The 20,039-nt window shown below is 64.7% G+C and carries 21 protein-coding genes; 11 read left to right on the top strand and 10 right to left on the bottom strand.

Going from position 1 to position 20,039, the window contains the following annotated elements:
* Nucleotides 1–153: 153 nt before the first annotated feature.
* From WDX12_RS21465 to WDX12_RS21450, 4 genes are read left to right on the top strand one after another with little or no spacing between them, the layout of a single operon-like run.
* Nucleotides 154–1,077 (top strand): SurA N-terminal domain-containing protein, encoded by a 924-nt coding sequence (locus tag WDX12_RS21465; protein ID WP_434721918.1) that lies wholly within the window; start codon nt 154–156, stop codon nt 1,075–1,077.
* A 57-nt stretch (nt 1,078–1,134) separates the two neighbouring features.
* The gene (pdxA, locus tag WDX12_RS21460; protein WP_434721917.1) at nt 1,135–2,169 is read left to right on the top strand and encodes a 4-hydroxythreonine-4-phosphate dehydrogenase PdxA; all 1,035 of its coding nucleotides are present in this window, start codon (nt 1,135–1,137) and stop codon (nt 2,167–2,169) included.
* 7 nt (nt 2,170–2,176) lie between these two features.
* Nucleotides 2,177–3,022, top strand: a complete 846-nt coding sequence (rsmA, locus tag WDX12_RS21455; RefSeq protein ID WP_434721916.1) for a 16S rRNA (adenine(1518)-N(6)/adenine(1519)-N(6))-dimethyltransferase RsmA — start codon at nt 2,177–2,179, stop codon at nt 3,020–3,022.
* Between the two features lie 52 nt (nt 3,023–3,074).
* Nucleotides 3,075–3,368: a DUF1330 domain-containing protein gene (locus WDX12_RS21450; protein ID WP_434721915.1), complete on the top strand. Its 294-nt coding sequence runs from the start codon at nt 3,075–3,077 to the stop codon at nt 3,366–3,368.
* A gap of 60 nt (nt 3,369–3,428) precedes the next feature.
* Here WDX12_RS21450 and gmk read toward each other — a convergent pair whose 3' ends face one another.
* The 9 genes from gmk to fabD form a co-directional block, all read right to left on the bottom strand.
* On the bottom strand, nt 3,429–4,103 hold the full coding sequence (gene gmk, locus WDX12_RS21445) for a guanylate kinase (RefSeq protein ID WP_434721914.1): 675 nt from the start codon (nt 4,101–4,103) through the stop codon (nt 3,429–3,431).
* Between the two features lie 4 nt (nt 4,104–4,107).
* Entirely contained in the window at nt 4,108–4,998 is an 891-nt protein-coding gene (locus WDX12_RS21440) for a YicC/YloC family endoribonuclease (RefSeq protein ID WP_320296350.1), read from the bottom strand.
* A gap of 167 nt (nt 4,999–5,165) precedes the next feature.
* On the bottom strand, nt 5,166–6,440 hold the full coding sequence (gene mltG / locus WDX12_RS21435; RefSeq protein WP_320296351.1) for an endolytic transglycosylase MltG: 1,275 nt from the start codon (nt 6,438–6,440) through the stop codon (nt 5,166–5,168).
* Between the two features lie 154 nt (nt 6,441–6,594).
* Nucleotides 6,595–7,857 carry a beta-ketoacyl-ACP synthase II gene (gene fabF / locus WDX12_RS21430; protein WP_320296352.1) on the bottom strand — a complete coding sequence of 421 codons (1,263 nt, stop codon included), beginning with the start codon at nt 7,855–7,857 and terminating at the stop codon, nt 6,595–6,597.
* Nucleotides 7,858–7,891: 34 nt separating this feature from the next.
* A complete protein-coding gene (locus tag WDX12_RS21425) occupies nt 7,892–8,128 on the bottom strand; it encodes an acyl carrier protein (RefSeq protein WP_006203723.1) in 237 nt (78 codons plus the stop codon).
* Between the two features lie 219 nt (nt 8,129–8,347).
* A complete protein-coding gene (fabG, locus tag WDX12_RS21420) occupies nt 8,348–9,085 on the bottom strand; it encodes a 3-oxoacyl-[acyl-carrier-protein] reductase (RefSeq protein WP_112101164.1) in 738 nt (245 codons plus the stop codon).
* 37 nt (nt 9,086–9,122) lie between these two features.
* Nucleotides 9,123–9,389, bottom strand: a complete 267-nt coding sequence (locus WDX12_RS21415) for a type II toxin-antitoxin system RelE family toxin (protein ID WP_434721913.1) — start codon at nt 9,387–9,389, stop codon at nt 9,123–9,125.
* Entirely contained in the window at nt 9,373–9,594 is a 222-nt protein-coding gene (gene relB, locus WDX12_RS21410; protein WP_320296354.1) for a type II toxin-antitoxin system RelB family antitoxin, read from the bottom strand. Before relB ends, WDX12_RS21415 begins: the two co-directional genes overlap by 17 nt.
* A gap of 66 nt (nt 9,595–9,660) precedes the next feature.
* Nucleotides 9,661–10,602 (bottom strand): ACP S-malonyltransferase, encoded by a 942-nt coding sequence (gene fabD, locus WDX12_RS21405; RefSeq protein WP_434721912.1) that lies wholly within the window; start codon nt 10,600–10,602, stop codon nt 9,661–9,663.
* Nucleotides 10,603–10,879: 277 nt separating this feature from the next.
* Here fabD and WDX12_RS21400 point away from each other — a divergent pair, with 277 nt between their 5' ends.
* The gene (locus WDX12_RS21400; protein ID WP_434721911.1) at nt 10,880–12,805 is read left to right on the top strand and encodes an LTA synthase family protein; all 1,926 of its coding nucleotides are present in this window, start codon (nt 10,880–10,882) and stop codon (nt 12,803–12,805) included.
* A gap of 109 nt (nt 12,806–12,914) precedes the next feature.
* Here WDX12_RS21400 and WDX12_RS21395 read toward each other — a convergent pair whose 3' ends face one another.
* Nucleotides 12,915–14,543: a pilus assembly protein TadG-related protein gene (locus WDX12_RS21395; protein WP_434721910.1), complete on the bottom strand. Its 1,629-nt coding sequence runs from the start codon at nt 14,541–14,543 to the stop codon at nt 12,915–12,917.
* A gap of 464 nt (nt 14,544–15,007) precedes the next feature.
* Here WDX12_RS21395 and rpsF point away from each other — a divergent pair, with 464 nt between their 5' ends.
* The 6 genes from rpsF to WDX12_RS21365 all read left to right on the top strand — a co-directional run bounded on the left by rpsF (nt 15,008) and on the right by WDX12_RS21365 (nt 19,520).
* On the top strand, nt 15,008–15,508 hold the full coding sequence (gene rpsF, locus WDX12_RS21390) for a 30S ribosomal protein S6 (protein WP_320296358.1): 501 nt from the start codon (nt 15,008–15,010) through the stop codon (nt 15,506–15,508).
* Nucleotides 15,508–15,756 (top strand): 30S ribosomal protein S18, encoded by a 249-nt coding sequence (gene rpsR, locus WDX12_RS21385; protein ID WP_006203718.1) that lies wholly within the window; start codon nt 15,508–15,510, stop codon nt 15,754–15,756. The genes rpsF and rpsR overlap by 1 nt, the downstream gene beginning before the upstream one ends.
* A 220-nt stretch (nt 15,757–15,976) precedes the next feature.
* Entirely contained in the window at nt 15,977–16,561 is a 585-nt protein-coding gene (gene rplI, locus WDX12_RS21380) for a 50S ribosomal protein L9 (protein ID WP_217576822.1), read from the top strand.
* 244 nt (nt 16,562–16,805) lie between these two features.
* Nucleotides 16,806–18,092 (top strand): class I SAM-dependent methyltransferase, encoded by a 1,287-nt coding sequence (locus WDX12_RS21375; RefSeq protein WP_434721909.1) that lies wholly within the window; start codon nt 16,806–16,808, stop codon nt 18,090–18,092.
* A 72-nt stretch (nt 18,093–18,164) separates the two neighbouring features.
* Nucleotides 18,165–18,485 (top strand): YnfA family protein, encoded by a 321-nt coding sequence (locus tag WDX12_RS21370; RefSeq protein ID WP_434721908.1) that lies wholly within the window; start codon nt 18,165–18,167, stop codon nt 18,483–18,485.
* 69 nt (nt 18,486–18,554) lie between these two features.
* Nucleotides 18,555–19,520, top strand: coding sequence for a small ribosomal subunit Rsm22 family protein (locus WDX12_RS21365; RefSeq protein ID WP_434721907.1), 966 nt, complete (start codon nt 18,555–18,557; stop codon nt 19,518–19,520).
* Nucleotides 19,521–20,039: the final 519 nt, after the last annotated feature.

Genomic DNA, 20,039 nt, shown 5'->3' with positions numbered 1-20,039 from the left:
GAAGCGTGTTTCTTCGAAAATGGACCTGATTATCAAGGCCATGCGCCGGCGACATCGTTTCGCCGCATAGGACGAGCATGGGGGTCGACTGCATCGCGCAGGCGTTTGGAGGACGCGCGGCGCCGTCGTAGTGGGGAAAATTGGGAAGGTAAGATGAGGAAATACCTGTTTTCAGCGGGATTGGCGCTTCTGGTGGCGGCGACCTCGGTTTCGGTCACGGCCGTCGTGCAGCCTGCTTTCGCCGCGGAGATCAAGTATGTCGTCAACGGCATCCCGATCACCTCCGGTGACATCGCCCATCGTGCCGCCTTCTTCAAGCTGCAGCACAAGAAGGGAGATGCCAAGGAGGAGATGATCGACCAGACGCTGCGGCTGGCCGAAGCCAAGCGGCTCGGCATCCGCATCAGCGACCAGCAGGTCGACGCCGCCTACCAGCGCTTCGCTTCAGGCAACAAGATGCCGCTGGCGAAGCTCGATGCGATCATGACGCAATCGGGCGTCACCAAGGAGCATTTCAAGGAATTCATCCGCGCCCAGATGGCCTGGAACCAGGCGCTCAGCGCGCGCTACCGCTCCGGCGAAGGCGGCTCGGTAACCGAGCAGGACGCCGTGCGGCGCATGCTCGACAAGGGCGGCGCCAAGCCGACCGCGACGGAATACATGCTGCAGCAGGTGATCTTCGTGGTGCCGGCCTCGGAGCGCGCCGCCACGCTCGCCAAACGCAAGCGCGAGGCCGACGCCATGCGCGCCCGCTTCAGCGGCTGCAACACCACGCGCGACTTCGCCAAGGGCCTGCTCGACGTCACCGTGCGCGATCTCGGCCGTGTTCTGGCGCCGCAATTGCCGTCCGACTGGGCCGAGCAGATCAAAGCGACCAAGGCCGGCGGCGCGACGCCGACCCGCGAGACCGAGCGCGGCGTCGAATTCATCGGCGTCTGCTCCTCGCGCGAGGTTTCCGACGACAAGGCCGCGCAGATGGTGTTCCAGGCCGAGGGCAGCAACGACAAGGATGCCGACGAGCTCAGCAAGAAATATGTCGCCGAGCTGCGTCAGAAGGCCAAGATCGTCGAACGCTAGAGCGACAAGCGTGCCTCGACACAGCAACGAGTTCGCCCAAGCGATGAGCGAGCTGGCATGAGCGGGCAGAGGACCGATGCGCCGCTGGCGCTCAGCGTCGGCGATCCCTCGGGCATCGGGCCCGAGATCGCCATCGCCGCCTGGCAGGCTGGCGACAGCGCCGGCGTGCCGCCTTTCTACCTGCTTGCAGACCCCGCTTTGATCGAAGCCCGCGCCCGCCTCGTCGGCGCAAATATCACGATTGCCGAGACGCTACCGGGACAGGCAGCGCATCATTTTTCCCGCGCGCTGCCCGTCGTGCCGCTCGATGCGCGCCATGTCGACAGCCCGGGAGAGCCGGACCCGGCCAATGCCGCCGGCACGATCGAAGCCATCGACCGCGCCGTCGCCGACTGTTTCGCCGGCCGCGCCGCGGCGATAGTCACCTGCCCGATCGCCAAGAAGCCGCTCTATGACGCCGGATTTGGCTTTCCCGGCCATACCGAATATCTGGCGCATCTGGCCTCGCGCCACACCGGCAGGGATGTGACGCCGGTGATGCTGCTGGCCGGACCGGACCTGCGCACCGTTCCGGTGACCATCCACATCGCCTTGGCTCAAGTGCCGAAGGTGCTCACGACGGAGCTGATCGTCGCCACCGCGCGCATCACTGCCGCCGATCTCGAAAGCCGCTTCGGCATAGCGCGGCCGAGGCTTGCGATAGCCGGCCTCAACCCGCATGCCGGTGAAGGCGGCGCGATGGGCCTGGAGGATGCCGCAATCGTCGCTCCCGCCGTCGGGATGTTGCAAGCGGAAGGCATCGACGCGATCGGACCGCTGCCGGCCGATACGATGTTTCATCCGCGCGCACGCGCTTCCTATGACGCGGCGCTCTGCATGTATCACGACCAGGCGCTGATCCCCGCCAAGACTTTAGCCTTCGACGAGGCGGTCAACGTTACGCTCGGCCTGCCCTTCATCCGCACTTCGCCCGACCACGGCACCGCCTTCGACATCGCCGGCAAGGGCATCGCACGCGCCGACAGCCTGATCGCCGCTCTGAGGCTGGCGCGCCGGCTGGCCGACAGCGGACGGCAGGCCGCCGCCGCGTGAGGATCCATTGAGCGGGCGCACCACAATCGACGGACTGCCGCCGCTGCGCGATGTGATCGAGCGGCACGGCCTGCAAGCCAAGAAGGCGCTCGGGCAGAATTTTCTGCTCGACCTCAACCTGACAGGCAAGATCGCGCGCGCCGCCGGCGATCTCGGCGAAGCGACGGTGATCGAGGTCGGCCCCGGTCCAGGCGGGCTGACGCGGGCGCTGCTTTTCAACGGCGCGCGGCTCGTGATCGCCATCGAGCGCGACGAGCGCTGCCTCGAAGCGCTGGCCGAGGTTTCCAGTCATTATCCCGGCCGGCTCGAGGTCATTCCCGGCGATGCTCTGAAGACGGATTTTGCCGTACTCGCCGGGGCGGCGAACGGCGGGCCGGTCAAGATCGTCGCCAACCTGCCCTACAATATCGGCACCGAGCTTCTGATCCGCTGGCTGACGGTGGCGGACTGGCCGCCCTTCTACCAGTCGATGACGCTGATGTTCCAGCGCGAGGTGGCGGAGCGCATCACCGCGGCTCCGGACAGCGACGCCTATGGCCGGCTCGGCATCCTGGCCGGCTGGCGCACCGAGGCGAGGATCGCTTTCGACGTGCCGCCGCAGGCGTTCACGCCGCCGCCGAAGGTGACCTCCTCCGTGGTGCATCTGGTGCCACGCGCATCCCCCCTGCCCGTCGATGCGAAAAAACTCGGCCGCGTCACCGAGGCCGCCTTCGGCCAGCGCCGCAAGATGCTGAGGCAAAGCGTGAAGAGCCTTGGCGGCGAAGCGCTGCTGGCGCGGGCCGGCATCGATCCGACGCGGCGGGCGGAAACGCTGAGCGTCGAGGAATTCGTGCGGCTGACCAACGCGGTTTGATCGCGAGCGCCGGCGCCATAGATAGGCAAGGCGAAACCAGCCGGAGCGAGCAATGCCAGCCTATGTCATTTCCGACGTTACGATCCGCGACAGAGTGGCGTTCGAAACCTACCGAACCCGCGCCGCGGCCTCTATCGGGGCCTATGGTGGGCGCTACCTCGTCCGCGGCGGCGAAGTGGAAGCGCTGGAGGGGAGTTGGAAGCCCGGGCCGCTGATCGTCGTCGAATTCCCCGACATCGAGACCGCGCGACGCTGGTATCGCTCCGACGAATATGCGGCCGCGCTTGAGATCCGTGATGCCGCGCTTGGCCGGAATCTAATCTTGGTGGATGGGGTCAAGCCATAAGGCCAATCGTCGGCGACGGCGCGCCGCCGTGACTGTGAAATCCTGCCAAACTTAGCCTGCCTACACCGTCTTCTCGTCCAGCAAGCCGGAAATGAAGTCGAACAGGCCCGGCCGCCTGTCGCGCCGAAGACGCTCCGCCGTGACGATGGCGCGGACCTCGGCGAAGGCGCGGTCGAGATCGTCGTTGACGATGACGAAGTCGTATTCCTTCCAATGCTCGATCTCGAGGCGAGCATTTTTCAGCCTGGTCTCGATGACGGATTCCTGGTCCTCGGCGCGGCGCTTCAGGCGCGCTTTCAACTCCTTCATCGACGGCGGCAGGATGAAGATCGAGACGATGTCGGCGCGCATCTTCTCCTTGAGCTGCTGGGCGCCCTGCCAGTCGATGTCGAACAGCATATCGCGGCCTTCGGCCAGCGCGATTTCCGCCGGCTCGCGCGGCGTCGCATAGCAATTGCCGTGCACTTCGGCCCATTCGAGCAGCGCGTCGGAATCGCGCAGCCGCTCGAACTCGCGCATGGTGCGGAAATGATAGTGGACGCCTTCGATCTCGGAGCCGCGGCGCGGCCTTGTGGTGACGGAGACCGAAAGCTCGAGGCTTCCATCGCTTTCCAGCAGATTGCGCGCGATCGTCGACTTGCCGGCGCCCGACGGCGACGACAGCACCAGCATCAATCCGCGGCGGCGGATGCGGGACCCCAGATCCCTGGCGGCCGTCGGCTCCTTGGCAACCATCCCGTCACTCCAGATTCTGGACCTGTTCGCGAAACTGGTCGACCACCGCCTTGAGCTCCAGCCCGATCGCGGTAACCGCGGCAGCGTTCGACTTCGAGCACAAAGTATTCGATTCGCGGTTAAATTCCTGTGCCAGAAAATCGAGCTTGCGACCAACGGCGCCGCCGCTTTTGAGCAGCGCCCGCGCCGAAGCGACATGTGTCTTCAGCCGGTCGATCTCCTCGCGGATGTCGGCCTTGGTGGCAAGGAAGGCCGCTTCCTGATGCAGCCGGACGGCGTCGAGATTGGCCGCAGCATCCATCAAGAGGCGCACCTGCTCGGCGATGCGCTCGCGGATGGCCGCGGGCTCGCGCGAGGGGTCGGCTTCTGCCTTCAGCGTCAGCGCCTCGATGGCATCGATGTGGCCGGCAAGCAGCGCGCCAAGTGCTGCGCCCTCACCGAGGCGCGCCTGTTCGAGGCCGGCGAGCGCTGCCTCGAGCGCCGACAGGATCGCGGCATCGAGGGCGGCGCGCTCCTCCTCCGTCTCGACCGCTTCGGGAATGTCGAGCACACCGCGCAGGGAGAGCAGGCCGTCGGCGGTGGCGGGCTCGGTGCCGAACTGCTCCTGCAAACGCTTGGCCAGCCCTGCCAGGTCCTTGAGGAACGCCTCGTTGACCACCGGCTGGATCTGCCTCGCGGCGGCGCGGCCGACCGTCAACGTCGCCTGGAAATTGCCGCGCGCGAAGCGTTTTTGAACGGTCTGGCGGACGGCGGTCTCAAGCCGGTCGAAACCCTGCGGCAGCCGCAGCCTGACCTCGACGCTCTTGCCGTTGACCGACTTCACCTCCCAGGCGATCGAGGTGCCATCGCTTTCGGCGACGGACCGTGCGAAACCGGTCATGCTTTGCAGGCTCATTGTGCATCCCCTGTCGCGGGCCCTGGCCTATCTTGCCCGGCGCCGCGCACCCCAAAAATCGCCGGCCCGATGGCGCGGCGGCGGATATCCCCTCAAAACATGAATAGCGGCTCGCGTCAAAGGACGCGAGCGGAAGGCTCAAGGCGGATTGGATTCAAGCGATGCGCTTATTGCGCGGCGTCACCGCCGGCGTCGCCGTTCTCGCCGCTGCCGCCATTGGCTCCGGCATCGCCGCTGTCGGCGCCGCCATCGGGAGCGGCCGGCGCCGTCGTCTGGCCAGGAGCCTTGGCGGCGGCATCCGCCTGCTTCTTCTGCAGCGCCCGGTAGCGGGCGACGTTCTGGTTGTGCTCTTCCAGCGTGGTCGCGAAGACATGGCCGCCATTGCCGTCGGCGACGAAATAGAGGTCGTCGGTCTTCGACGGATTGGCGACCGCTTCGAGCGCCGCGCGGCCCGGATTGGCGATCGGCGTCGGCGGCAGGCCCTTGATCATGTAGGTGTTGTAGGGCGTCTGCTTGTCGAGATCCGACTGGTAGATCGGCCGGTCCGCCGGCTTTCCCTTGCCGCCGAACAGGCCATAGATGATGGTCGGGTCGGACTGCAGCCGCATGCCTTTGGCCAGGCGGTTGAGGAAGACGGCGGCGACGCGCGAGCGCTCGTCGCTCCTGCCCGTTTCCTTCTCGACGATCGAGGCGAGCGTGACGAAGTCGTCGATGTTGGCGATCGGCAGGTCGGGCGCGCGGTGCGACCAGACGTCTTCGACCAGCTTCTTCTGGTCAGCGATAAGCTTGTCGACCATCTGCTGCCTTGTGGCGCCGCGGGTGAAGCGCAGCGTGTCGGTGGCAATGCTGCCCTCCGGCGGCAGGGCCGGCGGCATATCGCCGGTCAGCGCTTCCTGATCGGCGACGCGCTGCAGCGCCTGCTCGACCGTCAGCCCTTCGGGAATGGTGAGCGAGTACATCACCGACTTGCCGCTCTTGAAGAGCTCCATGATGTCACGCATCGAGGCGCGCGGCTTGATGGCGTATTCGCCAGCCTTCAGCGCCGATTCATTGCCCGTGGCGCGCACGCCGAGCCGGAAGATGCGGGCATCGCCGATCAGATTGCGGCGTTCCAGCTGGTCGGCGATCTCCTGCACGCCGGTGTTCGGCTTGATCAGGAAGGTGTCGCCATTGGCGGACGGGCCGGGCTCGACGAAAGCCTGCATGCCGAAATAGAGCGCGGCACCCGAGGCGAGCACGGCAAGGATGACCACGGAAAGGAAGAAATTCAGGAACACGACGACTTGGCTGCGCGAGGCGCGCGAGCGCTTCGACGGCGGCGGCGTGCCGGCTTCCGGGCGCAGCGCCTCGGCCGCGGTCTTCGGCACGATCGGCCCCTTTGTGCCTTGGCGTCCGAATTCCCCGTCGCCGCCCGGATTTGTGCTCCCAGGATTTGTGCTCATGGCGCGCCCTACCGTCTGATCTGCAACGAATCCCCCGGCCAAAAGCTAGGGGAGAATTTGGCAAAAATGACGGCAGGTGGCGGGACTGCCGGTTGGTTGTCTATCTCTGGGCAATCCCGGTCGGAAACGGCTATGCACGCTTCCCTGGGATCTTTTAGCCGTTGTAACGCTGGAACACGAGCGAGGCGTTGGTGCCGCCGAAGCCGAAGGAATTCGACAGCGCGACATCGATCTGGCGCTGGCGCGGCTTGTTCGGCACGAGATCGATCGCCGACTCGCGTTCCGGATTGTCGAGATTGATCGTCGCCGGCGCGATGTTGTCGCGGATCGCGAGGATCGAGAAGATCGCTTCCGCGGCGCCCGCGGCGCCGAGCAGATGGCCGATCGACGACTTGGTCGACGACATCGAAATCTTCGAGGCGGCATTGCCGACCAGGCGCTCAACCGCGCCGAGCTCGATCGTGTCGGCCATGGTCGAGGTGCCGTGCGCGTTGATGTAGTCGATGTCGGCCGGCGAGAGCTTCGCCCGGTTCAGCGCCGCCGTCATGCAGCGGAAGGCGCCATCCCCGTCTTCTGCCGGCGCGGTGATGTGATGGGCGTCGCCCGTCAGGCCATAGCCGGTAACCTCGGCATAGATCTTGGCGCCGCGCGCCTTGGCGTGCTCGAGCTCTTCCAGGACGACGACGCCGGCGCCCTCGCCCATGACGAAACCGTCGCGGTCACGGTCATAGGGACGCGAAGCCGTTTCCGGCGTATCGTTGCGGTCGGTGGAGAGCGCGCGGCAGGCGGCGAAGCCGGCAATCGACAGCCGGGTGATCGGCGCCTCGGCGCCGCCGGCCAGCATCACATCGGCATCGCCCCACATGATCAGCCGGGCCGCGTCGCCAATGGCGTGCGCGCCGGTCGAGCAGGCGGTGACCACCGCATGGTTCGGGCCTTTCAGGCCGTGGCGGATCGAAACCTGGCCCGAGACCAGGTTGATGATCTGTCCTGGGATGAAGAAGGGGCTGATGCGGCGCGGCCCGCGTTCCTTCAGGATCATCGCGTTTTCGGCGATGCCGTCGATGCCGCCGATGCCGGAGCCGATCAGCACGCCCGTGGCGCACTGCTCCTCATGCGTCTGCGGCTTCCAGCCGGAATCGGCCAGCGCCTCGTCGGCGGCCGCGATGCCATAGAGGATGAACTCGCCGATCTTGCGCAGTTCCTTCGGCTCGAGCACGGCCTCTGGATTGAAGGTGCCGTTGGAGCCGTCGCCGCGCGGGATGATGTGGGCGATCTTGCAGGCAAGATCGTCCACCTCGAATTCGGTGACGCGGCGGCAAGCGCTGCGGCCGGAGAGCAATTCCCGCCAGCTGTGCTCGACGCCCATGCCAAACGGCGAAAGCAGACCAAGGCCCGTGACGACGACACGCCTCATCGCAGGTCCTCCCCGATAATGCCTGCGAAAGAATTCAGGCCGAGGCCTTGTCGATATACTTCACGGCATCGCCGACGGTCAGGATGGTCTCCGCGGCATCGTCCGGAATCTCGACGCCGAACTCTTCTTCGAACGCCATGACGAGTTCGACCGTGTCGAGGCTGTCCGCGCCCAGATCGTCGATGAAGCTCGCCTGCTCCGTCACCTTGTCGGCATCGACACCGAGATGCTCGATGACGATCTTCTTGACGCGCTCTGCGGTGTCACTCATTTGGGCAATCCTCGTCTTATGTTGTCTATCTTCGTTAGCGGGCGGAATGCCGCTAATCAAGCTGAAAGATGGTCTTGCGGGCAACGCAACGCCACAGGACCGGTTTTTGCCCGAACCGCCGGGTTGCGGGCCGCATTACACGAAAAATAGCGGCCGTCCAAGCCGAAATGGCTGTTTTCACAGGCGCGGCCGACCTCGGTCGGTCAGCCCATCGCCCCGTCAGATCATCGCCATGCCGCCGTTGACGTGAATGGTCTGGCCGGTGACATAGGCCGCCTCGTTCGAGGCGAGATAAGCAACAGCGGACGCCACCTCGGCGCTGGTGCCCATGCGCCTTGTCGGGATCGCCGCCATGATCGTCTCTTTCTGCTTGTCGTTGAGCTTGTCGGTCATGGCCGATTCGATGAAGCCCGGGGCGACGCAGTTGACGGTAATGTTGCGGGTGGCGATCTCCTGCGCCAGCGACTTGGAGAAGCCGATCATGCCGGCCTTTGAGGCGCAGTAATTGGTCTGGCCGGGATTGCCGGTGACGCCGACCACCGAGGTGATGTTGATGATGCGGCCATGACGCCGGCGCATCATCGGATGGGTCAGCTCGCGGGTGAGCCGGAACACGGCGGTGAGGTTCACCTCGATCACGGAATCCCAGTCGGCGTCCGACATGCGCACGAACAGTCCGTCTTTGGTGATGCCGGCATTGTTGACCAGGATGTCGACGCCCTCGAGGTCGGCTTCAGCCTTCTGGCCGAGCGCCTTGACTGCGTCGCGGTTCGTCAGATCCGCTGGAAACAGTTTTACGCGGTCGCCCAACTCGCCCGCCAAGGCCTCCAGCTTCTCCACACGAGTACCGTGCAGGCCGACGATCGCGCCCTGGCTGTGCAGCACCCTGGCGATCGCCTCGCCGATGCCTCCCGATGCGCCGGTGACGAGCGCCTTGCGGCCGGTCAGTTCGAACATTTCACTTCCTTTCAAATCGGACAGGTCAGCTGCCGGGCTATCTGTAGACGTCGCCGCGATGGTCGATCGTCACGACAAGAATCACCAGCCGCGTGTCTTGCACATCGCAGACAATCCGGTAGTCCCCAACTCGGTACCTCCAGAATGTCGCCAACGGGCCTTTAAGTGGTTTGCCTAGCTCACGCGGATTGTCGAGATAGGCAAGTCGATTTTCGATGAATTCGCGGATACGGTTTCGTGTATGCGGATCTAGTGTTTCGACAAACTTGCGAGCCGAACGAGCATACTCAAGCGTCCAGGCCACGCCAGAAATCCTCGCTCTTTACGACATCCTCCTCACCTCGCCTGATGCGCTCAAGCACCTCGGCAGCGAGATAATAGTCTTCCAGGTCTTCGAGCCCACGTTCAATGAGTTCACGTAGATAATAGGCTTTACTGCGGCCGGTCTTGGCGGCCAGAAAGTCCAATCGTTCTTCAATCTCAGGCGCCAGACGGATGGATGTCGGCATGAGGGACCCCCGATGAATACATGTATTCATATATCGCATTGGGGTTGAAAATTCAAGCTTTGATGGTCATCCCAACGCCGCCAGCGCCGCCTCGACTTCCGCCGCCGTGCCGATGGCGCCGGTGGCGATGTCGCGATTGATGCGGCGCGCCAGGCCGGACAGCACCTTGCCTGCACCGACCTCGTAAAGCGTCGCGACGCCATTGGCGCCGAACCATTCCACCGTCTCGCGCCAGCGCACGCGGCCGGTCACCTGCTGGACCAGGCGGCGGGCGATCTCGCCCGGGTCGCTGGTCGGCGTCACCGTCACGTTCGAGACGACCGGCACTACCGGCGCGGATTTCGCGACATCCGCCAGCGCGTCCCGCATGATATCGGCGGCCGGCGCCATCAGCGCCGAGTGGAAAGGAGCGGAAACCTGCAGCATCAGCGCCCGCTTGGCGCCCTTTTCGGTGCACAGCTTCGCCGCCAGCTCGACCGCCGCCTTGGCGCCGGAAATCACCAGCTGGCCGCCGCCATTGTCGTTGGCGACCTGGCAAACGGAGCCTTTGGCCGCTTGCGCGCATGCCGCTTCGACATCGGCCTGTTCCAGTCCGATGATTGCGGCCATGGCGCCCTCGCCGGCCGGCACCGCCGCCTGCATGGCGTTGCCGCGGGTCCGAAGCAGCCGTGCCGCGTCGCCGACCGAAACGAAACCGGCCGCGGCAAGCGCCGAATATTCGCCCAGCGAATGACCGGCCACATAGGCCACCTTGTCTTTCAGCGAGAGGCCGCGCGCTTCGAGCGCCCGCATCGCCGCCAGCGACACCGCCATCAGTGCCGGCTGGGCATTGGCGGTCAGCGTCAAGGTCTCTTCCGGTCCTTCCCAGATGAGTTTCGACAGTTTTTCGCCGAGCGCGGCGTCCACTTCCTCGAAGACGCGGCGCGCTTCGGGGAATTGATCGGCCAGGTCCTTACCCATGCCGACGGCCTGGCTGCCCTGTCCCGGAAAGGTGAATGCGACGGCCATTTGAAGTCACTCCAGAGGCTGGTTTTCCCTGCCTCTGGAGCAAGGCGGACGGGCCAAGTCAAGCCCGCGAGCACCTCTTCGGCGAGCATTTCAGCCGGAAAACCGTGCTGACTCCCTGTTCCGAAAGGCTTTTTGACGATCACACCTGATGAAAACCGCTCACGTTTAGTTTGCTGGCTCTTCTTATTTCCGCCACAGGCGCTAGCTTTGCGTGACATTTCGATGACACAACCGTGACGCGTGTGGAAGGCGGGTTACGTGGGCCGGGGGAAGTAGAGTGGCAAGGATCAGGAAAGGCGCGGCCAAGCCCGCGCCACAGTTTTTGGAAGACGATCCGTCCACCGGCTATCTGCCGGGACGAGCCTGGCCGACCGTGCGCTACGGTCTGGCGACGCTTCTCGCCTCCGCCCTGCTGGTGTTCGCGATCGAATTGATCGTACGCGGCGATTTCTTCGGCACGGTCGATTTCTTCCTGCAGCCGTTCAAGCCGGGCTGGACCACCATCATCGTCTTCGCCCTGGTGCTGGTGGGGCTCGACGCCGTACTCGGGCGCAGCCACCAGAGCCTGATGATCGTGGCGCCGCTGACGCTGGCGCTGGCCTTTGTCGGCCACCAGAAATCGCGCTATCTCGGCGATCCACTCTATCCAACGGATTTCCTGTTTGCCCGCCAGATCGTGGCGCTGCTGCCGCTTCTGGTGCGCGAGCGGCCGTGGACGGCCGTCATGCTGGCGGTCGGCATCGTCGGCGGCCTGACGCTGCTCGTCTATGGCTGGCGGAGCTGGCGCCGGCGGGTGCCGATCCTCAGCCGCAAGGGCCGCCTGGCGCGGCTGGCGCTTGCCGTACCGCTGCTCGCCTTCTTCGTCTCGATCATGGACTACGCCACCTTCTCGTGGACGCGCGACAGGCTGCAGATCATCCCGATCATGTGGGACCAGAAGGAAAATTACGCCTCCAACGGCTTCGCGCTCGCCTTCGCGATGAATGTGCCGATGGCGCATGTCTCGGCCCCGCCCGGCTATACCGACAAGGTGTTGGACGCGATCACGCGTCCCGGGGTCGCCGCCTCGGTGCCGGACCAGAAGCCCGACATCATCGTGGTGATGAGCGAATCCTTCTGGGATCCGACGCAGCTGCCCGGCGTCACCATCAAGCCCGATCCGATCCCGACGGTCAGGGCGCTGCGCTCCGGCTCGATGTTCTCCCCCGAGTTCGGCGGCATGACCGCCAATATCGAATTCGAGGCGCTGACCGGCTTTTCCAACGCCTTCCTGCCGGCCGGCTCTATCCCCTACCAGCAATATGTGCGCACCCCGACGCCGTCGCTGGCGACCTTCCTGAAGAGCGAGGGCTACCGGGCGCGCGCCATCCATCCCGGCACCAACTGGTTCTGGAACCGCGGCGCCGTCTATGCCGATTTCGGCTTCAACGACTTCCGCTCGGAAGAGACGCTGCCGCCGATGGAAAAGCGCGGGCCGCTGGCGTCCGACGCGGCGATGACCGACGAGATCATCCGCGAGGCCGACGCCAGCGACGATCCGGTGTTCCTGTTCGCCGTCAGCCTGCAGAACCACGGTCCTTACGAGCCCTATCGCTACTATAACCCGACGCATTCGGTCGACGCGCCGATCAGTTCCTGGGCGCGGGAATCGCTGCTTTCCTATGCCGAGGGCTCGGCCGACGCCGACCGCGGCCTGCAGCGGCTGATCGACTGGGCGAAGGCCCGCCAGCGACCGACCGTCATCGCCTTCTTCGGCGACCATCTGCCGCCGCTCGGACCCGTCTATGTCGAGACCGGCTTCCTCAAGGACAATGTCGCGCCGCGCAAGGAGCCGGCGAACGCCGCGCTCGAGCATCACGACACGCCGCTGATCATCTGGTCGAACCGCTCCGGTCCGGTGCAGAACCTGGGCGCGGTAAGCCCGGCCTTCCTGCCCTATCATATCCTGACCACGGCGGGCATCACCCACCCCTATTACACCGGCTTCCTCGGCGCGCTGCGCGAACACTACCGCGTGGTCGACCGCAACCTGCTCCTGACGCCCGCGGGCGAAGCGACACCGGACTGGGCGCGGCAGAAGCAGATCGATCCGAAGATCAACGATTTCCGGCTCATCCAATACGACATGATGTTCGGCAAGCGGCGCTCGGCGCCCGACTTCTTCCCCGAGACGGTGGACAAGCTCGTCGCGCATACGAGTTGAGTAATCGGAGCTGGCAAGCGAACGCCCGTCGAGCGCCGATCGTCGCACAGATGACGAGAACGAAAACGGTCGTGGCGCGACCGTTCCCATGCCGCGGCGCCAACTCCCTTCAGTTGGTGAGCTGCAGCCTGGAGAACTTGTTGGCGATGCTCTGGAAGACGTTGGGCAGCTTGGCCGGGTCCTCGACGGCGTAATAGTCGCTCGGGTCGGAAGCGCAGGCGCTGTAGAGCGAGCGGTTGGCCGCCGTATCGGCCTGCAGCACCATAGTGTAGATCTGGACGCCCTGGCTCTTCAGCTGCGCGCAGACATTCTTCGTCCAGCCGTCGACGTTGCGCGCCGCCGTCGTCTGGTTGCTCGAACCGAAACGGCCGCTGGCGAGGTAGCCATAGGAGGTGTAGTCCGATTTCTGCGGCGTGTTGGAGGCGCCGTAGACGACGTTCTCGCCGTCGGTCAAAAGCATCACCACCTTGGTGACGCCCGCCGTCTTATAGGGGGCGGCGTCGGTATAGGGCGGCTGCGGCGACAGCACCCGCTGGCCCCAGCTCAAGCCTTCGGACACGTTGGTGCCGGAGCCGTTCCATTCGCTCATCTGGCTCGCCGCCAGGCGCAGCTTGTCGAAGTCGTCGGTCAGCGGAATGATCGGCGTCGGGCAGGAACGGTTCGGACCGATGGTTATCGGATTGCCGGCCTCGGTGATTATCTTCGTGGTCGAGGCGACATATTTTCCGATGACCTTCAAATCCGCGCTGAGAAGCGCGTTGACGAGGCCGGTCACGAGACCGCTAAGGTCGATGCCCAGTATGTTCTGGTTCAGCTTGCTGTTGTCTATCGTGTCGTCGAGATAGGAATTGTTGTAGCCGGTCGAAGAATTGCCGTAAGAGGCCGACGGCTTCCTGGCGACGTCTGGGTCGTCCGGCGCGAAATACGGCACGAACAGCGTATCGGGCTTCGACGGGTCCGGCGGCGTGTCGGCGATGTTCAAGGCGCCGGGCCGCGCCTCGACGCAACCCTTCCAGCCCGTGTTGTTCCAGCCGCCCTTCTGGCCGAGCTGTTTGAACAGCGCCATATGGTTCGGGCGCTTGCCGTCGATGACCGGGAAGTTGACGCCGTTGCTGGACGACTTGCCGTCCATGTCGATCCAGGACGGATCGAATTCGGGGCCGTTGACGTTGACGGCGGTGACGAAGGGCACCAGCGAGGCCCGCACGGACCGGGTCGGCGACTTGACCGCCTCGAGATAATCGAGCAGCGACTTGGACGCGGTTCGCAGCGCGGTGATACGCGCGCCGGCCATCGAACCGGTGTTGTCGAGCACCAGCACCACTTCGAGCTGGTTGTTGGATTCGACCGCCGAAGCGTCGACGCTGATGTGCTTTTCGGCGCCGAACAGGAACGCGAAGTTGAGATTGACGTCGGCCGAGGCGGTGGCCTTGGTCTTGACGAAGTTGACGCCTCTGTCGACGGTCAGCGTGGCCTTGGCGTTCGAGAGTTCGCTGTGGCTGGCCACATTGGCCTGGAAATAGCTGTCAAAAGCACCGGCGCGCGTCGTCTCGGCATCGCCGAGATGCGAGGAGGCGAGGTTCGCGGCGTCCAGCGCGTTCTGCAGGTTGCTTTTTGCTCGCATCAGAGTGGAGACATCGGTGGCAAAGGCCACCGCCCCCAGCATGGCAGGCACGCCCACCGCCAGCATCAACGAGAAATTGCCGCGCCTCGAGCGCCAAAACTGCCTGAGAAGCATCCCCTACCCCCTGGAATTGCTCGATTTCCTGCCGCCTTGCGGCTCGCGTGCCTCTCATGCGCTTTTCATGATAAACGGGTGGTTACAACCGGATACAACCTTATGGGGTGGTTAAAGCCCGATTACTGGAAAATCGATAAAATCGGGCTCCGGCCGGCATTGGCGCTTTTGACACGGCTGCGACACTCTGGAGCCGTGCGGGCGTCCTCCCGGCCTTGCCTTCCCGCGAAATTGCTATATAGACCCGCGCAATCTGCCGGTCCTTGCTGGGGGCTGAACGGAGGGCCGTGGCCTTTTCGAAGGTCGCGACACGAAGCGAGATGCGCTTCCTGCCTCCCGTGTCTCCGCTCTCGACCGTCTCGTGATGCTCCTTTCTTCCCCGCTCCTTGCGACCGGGTCAGACAAGTTGCAGAGGCTTAGCCGCGAGGGCCGGTCGGAGAAACGAAGAAAGGCAGAAAGACATAATGGCTCTTTACGAACATGTGTTTCTTGCCCGGCAGGACCTGTCGCAGCAGCAGGTTGACGCGCTTGTCGAACAGTACAAGGGCGTCATCGCGGCGAATGGCGGATCGGTCGGCCGGATCGAGAACTGGGGACTGAAGTCCCTCACCTACCGGGTCAAGAAGAACCGGAAGGCTTACTACACGCTGATGGACATCACCTGCCCGCCGGCCGCGCTCAATGAAATGGAGCGTCAGATGGGCCTGTCGGAAGACGTCCTTCGCTTCCTGACCATCAAGGTCGAGGCGCATGAGGAAGGTGCTTCGGCGATGATGCAGAAGCGCGAAGAGCGCTCCGAGCGCGGCGGCTTCGGCGACCGCGACCGTGGCGATCGTGGCCCGCGCTCCTTCGGCGACCGCGACCGCGGTGACCGTCCGCCGCGCAGCTTCGGTGGCGACCGCGATGGCGGTGGCGATCGTGGTCCGCGCCGTCCGCGCGAAGGCTTTGAAGGGGGTGCAGAATAATGGTCGACATCAATCAGATCCCGACCCGGCGCCCGTTCCATCGCCGCCGCAAGACCTGCCCGTTCTCCGGCGCCAACGCTCCGAAGATCGACTACAAGGACGTGCGTCTTTTGCAGCGCTACATCTCCGAGCGCGGCAAGATCGTGCCATCGCGCATCACCGCCGTCAGCCAGAAGAAGCAGCGCGAGCTCGCCAAGGCGATCAAGCGCGCCCGCTTCCTCGGCCTGCTGCCTTACGTGGTTCGCTAAGACCTGCCATTGGATGCGGGCGCTTGCCGCCCGCATCCACCTCACGGCGACGGGCGCCGCGAAGGTTTGAAGCCAAATCCCGAGTTGGGGCCGATGGCCCCTAACTGCCCAGACAGGCAGGACAGCGACAAGAGCGGCGACGCCGCACCGAGCTTCCTGACCTGTTCCAATTCATTCAGCGCCGATCGAAAGGTCAGCGCACAGACGAAGGAACGAAACCATGGAAGTCATTCTCCTCGAGCGCATTTCGCGCCTCGGCCAGATGGGCGAGACCGTGAAGGTCAAGGACGGGTTCGCCCGCAATTTCCTGCTGCCGCAGGGCAAGGCGCTGCGCGCCAACGAAGCCAACAAGAAGAAGTTCGAGGGCCAGCGCGCCCAGCTCGAAGCCCGCAACCTGGAGCGCAAGTCGGAAGCCACGCAGGTCGCCGAGAAGCTCGACGGCAAGAGCTTCATCGTGGTGCGCTCGGCCGGCGAGACCGGCCAGCTCTACGGCTCGGTGTCGACCCGTGACATCGCCGATCTGCTCATCGCCGAAGGCTTCACCGTCAACCGCAACCAGATCGAGCTCAACCAGCCGATCAAGACCATCGGTCTCTCCAACGTGGCGATCGCGCTGCATCCGGAAGTCGAGGTCACCGTAACGCTCAACGTCGCCCGTTCGGCCGACGAGGCGGAGCGCCAGGCCAAGGGCGAGACGCTGACCACCGCCGAGGCCATCTATGGCGACGACATCAACGACAATGCCCGGCCGGAGAATTTCTTCGACCCGAACGCTGAGTTCGAAGGCGGCGAAGAGAACGCCTGACCGCTGGGCCTGACCGGCACATCCTCCGAAGCATCGCTTCGCTTAGCAGACGTCCAGGATTTCTGGACCAACGCCCGGGTCTCCGACCCGGGCTTTTTTGTGCCAAAAGGAACTTTTCGACACCCTATATCTTGTGCACATTACAGCGTGGCGCGTCGATTGGACGCGGGCGACGCGCCGTGGCATCTTCGATCTGGCATTCCAGTCCGATTACCGGGTGATCCGACTGAGGGGACATTTGGTCATGAATATCCTGTTGAAACACGTTCTCGAACGCCTGGTGCGGGCCGGCGACCTCAAAGTGACCGGCCCGAAGGGCACGACGCACAAGTTCGGCGACGGCAGCGGTGAGCCGGTGCATATCCACATCAAGACCCTGCATGCCGAGCGTGCCATCAGCTTCGACCCGATGCTGGCGGTGCCCGAAGCCTATATGGACGGCGAGCTGGATGTGCTCGAGGGTGGCGTTCTCGGGCTGATGCGCATCGCGTTCCAGAACATGGGCTCGAGCGGCATCGACGTGTCCTGGTCGAAGGCGATAGAGGGCCTGCGACATGCCTTCCGCCGGCTGCAGCAGATCAACACCGCCGCCCGTTCGCGCCGCAATGTGCAGCGCCACTACGACCTGTCGGGCGAGCTCTACAAGCTCTTCCTCGACGAGGACATGCAGTATTCCTGCGCCTATTTCGAGCAGCCGGACATGACGCTGGACGAAGCGCAGCTTGCCAAGAAGCGCCACATCGCCGCGAAGCTCAGGCTGAAGGCCGGCCAGACGGTGCTCGACATCGGCTCCGGCTGGGGCGGGCTCGGCCTTTATCTCGCCAAGGCCTTCGACGTCGACGTGCAGGGCGTGACGCTTTCGACCGAGCAGCATGGTATCGCCACCGACCGCGCGCATGCGCAGGGGCTGCAGGACCGCGTGCATTTCGAGCTCAAGGACTATCGCCACATCAACGAGCGCTTCGACCGCATCGTTTCGGTCGGCATGTTCGAGCATGTCGGCGTCAACCATTACCGCACCTTCTTCGACAAGGCGGCGACGCTGCTCAAGCCGGACGGCGTTATGCTGCTCCACACGATCGGCCGTTCCGGCGTGCCATGGGCGACCAGCGCCTTCGTACGCAAATACATTTTCCCGGGCGGCTACATCCCGGCCCTTTCCGAAGTGATGCCGGCGATCGAGAAGTCGGGCCTTGTCGTCACCGACATCGAGATCCTGCGGCTGCATTATGCCGATACGCTGAAGCACTGGGGGGCACGCTTCGCCGCCAACCGCGACAAGGCGAAAGCCATCTATGACGAGCGCTTCTGCCGGATGTGGGAGTTCTATCTCGCCGCCTCGGAAGCCGCCTTCCGCTGGCAGGACCTGGTGATCTTCCAGTTCCAGATCGCCAAGAAGAACGACACGCTGCCGATGACGCGCGACTACATGGCCAAATGCGAGAAAGCGCTGGAGCTGCGCGACATCGGGCACAAGGAGCCGGCCGCGCCAGCTCCCGCCAAGCCGACCCGCCGCAAGAAGGTGGAGTAGACGCGGCATCGATTGCCGCTTGCCATTACGGCGTGACGCCACGAAAAAGGTTTCGTTCGCGAGACCTTTTTCATGACGTACCTCATCTACATCGCAGCAGCGCTGGCCGAGATCGCCGGCTGCTTTTCGTTCTGGGCGTGGTGGCGGCTGGAGAAATCGCCGCTCTGGCTTCTCCCAGGTCTCGCCTCGCTGGCGCTGTTTGCCTTCCTGCTGTCGCTGGTCGACACGGATGCTGCGGGCCGCGCCTATGCCGCCTATGGCGGCATCTACATTGCCGCCTCGCTCGGCTGGCTGTGGCTGGTCGAAGGCGTGCGCCCCGACCGCTGGGACCTGGCGGGGGCGGCGCTCTGTATCGTCGGCGCCTCGGTCATCCTGCTTGCGCCGAGAGCATGATGCCGAAAAGTGTGAAGCGGTTTTCGGACGACATCCTGCTCTATCTCTCTAATTCCAGGGGAGCCTGAGATGGAACTGCCCGCCCGGCTCCGGCAAGGCGTCGACAGCCTCGTGGAGAAGGTGCCGTTGCCGGCGCTGAAACAGGCCGCGAAGACGCTCTCCGAGCGCTACCGCGCCGAGCTGCGCGACGGCCGCCTGCATATGGGCGAGGACATGGCGGTCAAGGCCTATCTGGCGACGCGGCTGCCCGCCACCTATGCCGCCGTGCGCGCCAGCCTCCAGACGCTGACCGATGCGCGACCGGATTTCCAGCCGAAGACCTTGCTCGACGTCGGCGCCGGACCTGGCACCATGCTTTGGGCCACGACTGACGTCTGGCCTGAACTGGAACGGGCGGTGCTGGTCGAGGCAAGCGCCGCCGTGCGCAAGGTCGGCCAGTCGCTCGTGGAAGGCGCGATCGCGGCCCGCGCCGACTGGATCGCCGGCGACGCGACGATAGATCTCGACGGCATCATGCCCGCCGACCTCGTCAGCGCCGCCTACGTGCTGGACGAAATCGCGCCTGCCTCGCTGCCAAAACTCATCGCCCGCCTCTGGGGGCTTACGGCCGACACGCTTCTCATCGTCGAGCCTGGCACGCCCGCCGGCTGGCAGCGCATCCTTGCCGCGCGCCAGCAACTGATCGCGGCGGGCGCGCATGTCCTGGCGCCCTGCCCGCATGCGGCGCCCTGCCCGCTCGCGCCGCCCGACTGGTGCCATTTCGCGCGCCGCGTCGCCCGTTCGCGCCTGCATCGCCTGGTCAAGGAAGCCGAGGTGCCGTGGGAGGACGAGAAGTTCATCTACCTGGCCGCCTCCCGGCAGCCGCCGCCGGCCCGCCCGGCACGGGTGATCGCGCCGCCGAAAGGCGGCTCGGGCAAGGTGGCGCTGAAACTCTGCCAACCGGACAGCAGCGCCGGCGAGCGCCTGTTCAGCAAGCGCGACGGCGAGGTGTTCAAGGCAGCGCGGCGGGCGAACTGGGGCGACACGCTCGGCTGAGCCGTACACGCCCAGAAGGTAGCGGCGTCGATGCGTTGGCGGAATCGCAACTTTGGAGATTGGCCGAAGCGCCCGAACTTCGTCATCCACGGGCGGAGCGACGCGCAGCGGCGCGCAGACCCGAGGATCCATGCCGCGACGTGGCGCGAAGAATGAAGGCGGTGCAGAAGGGAGGTCTCTTCTGCGCCGCTGCATCGCTTATAGGTAACGGCATGGATTCTATGGTCTGCGCCGCGTCGCTTCGCTTCTTGCTCCGCCATAGAATGACGACGAAACAAACGTTTCGGCCAATCGCAAAGGTTAGCGACGGCTAGGCGAACGGAACCGCCGGCCGCCCGGTAGGAGCACCTTCCATACCATCTTACCGAACAAATTGTTCTTGCTTCGTTCCGATCCTGCAACTAAGAATAGTCCCTTGCCGAGTCAACCGGAATCGGGCCACCGGAATACTGTCCTGTGGACGGTTCGCCGTTCCTGTGAACAACGTGAATCACGGTCGGTTGGCCGCATAGTGATGCA

This window comes from Mesorhizobium sp. RIZ17 (genome assembly GCF_051127865.1).
Taxonomy (GTDB): domain Bacteria; phylum Pseudomonadota; class Alphaproteobacteria; order Rhizobiales; family Rhizobiaceae; genus Mesorhizobium; species Mesorhizobium humile.
This window is presented reverse-complemented; position numbering and strand designations above follow the sequence as displayed.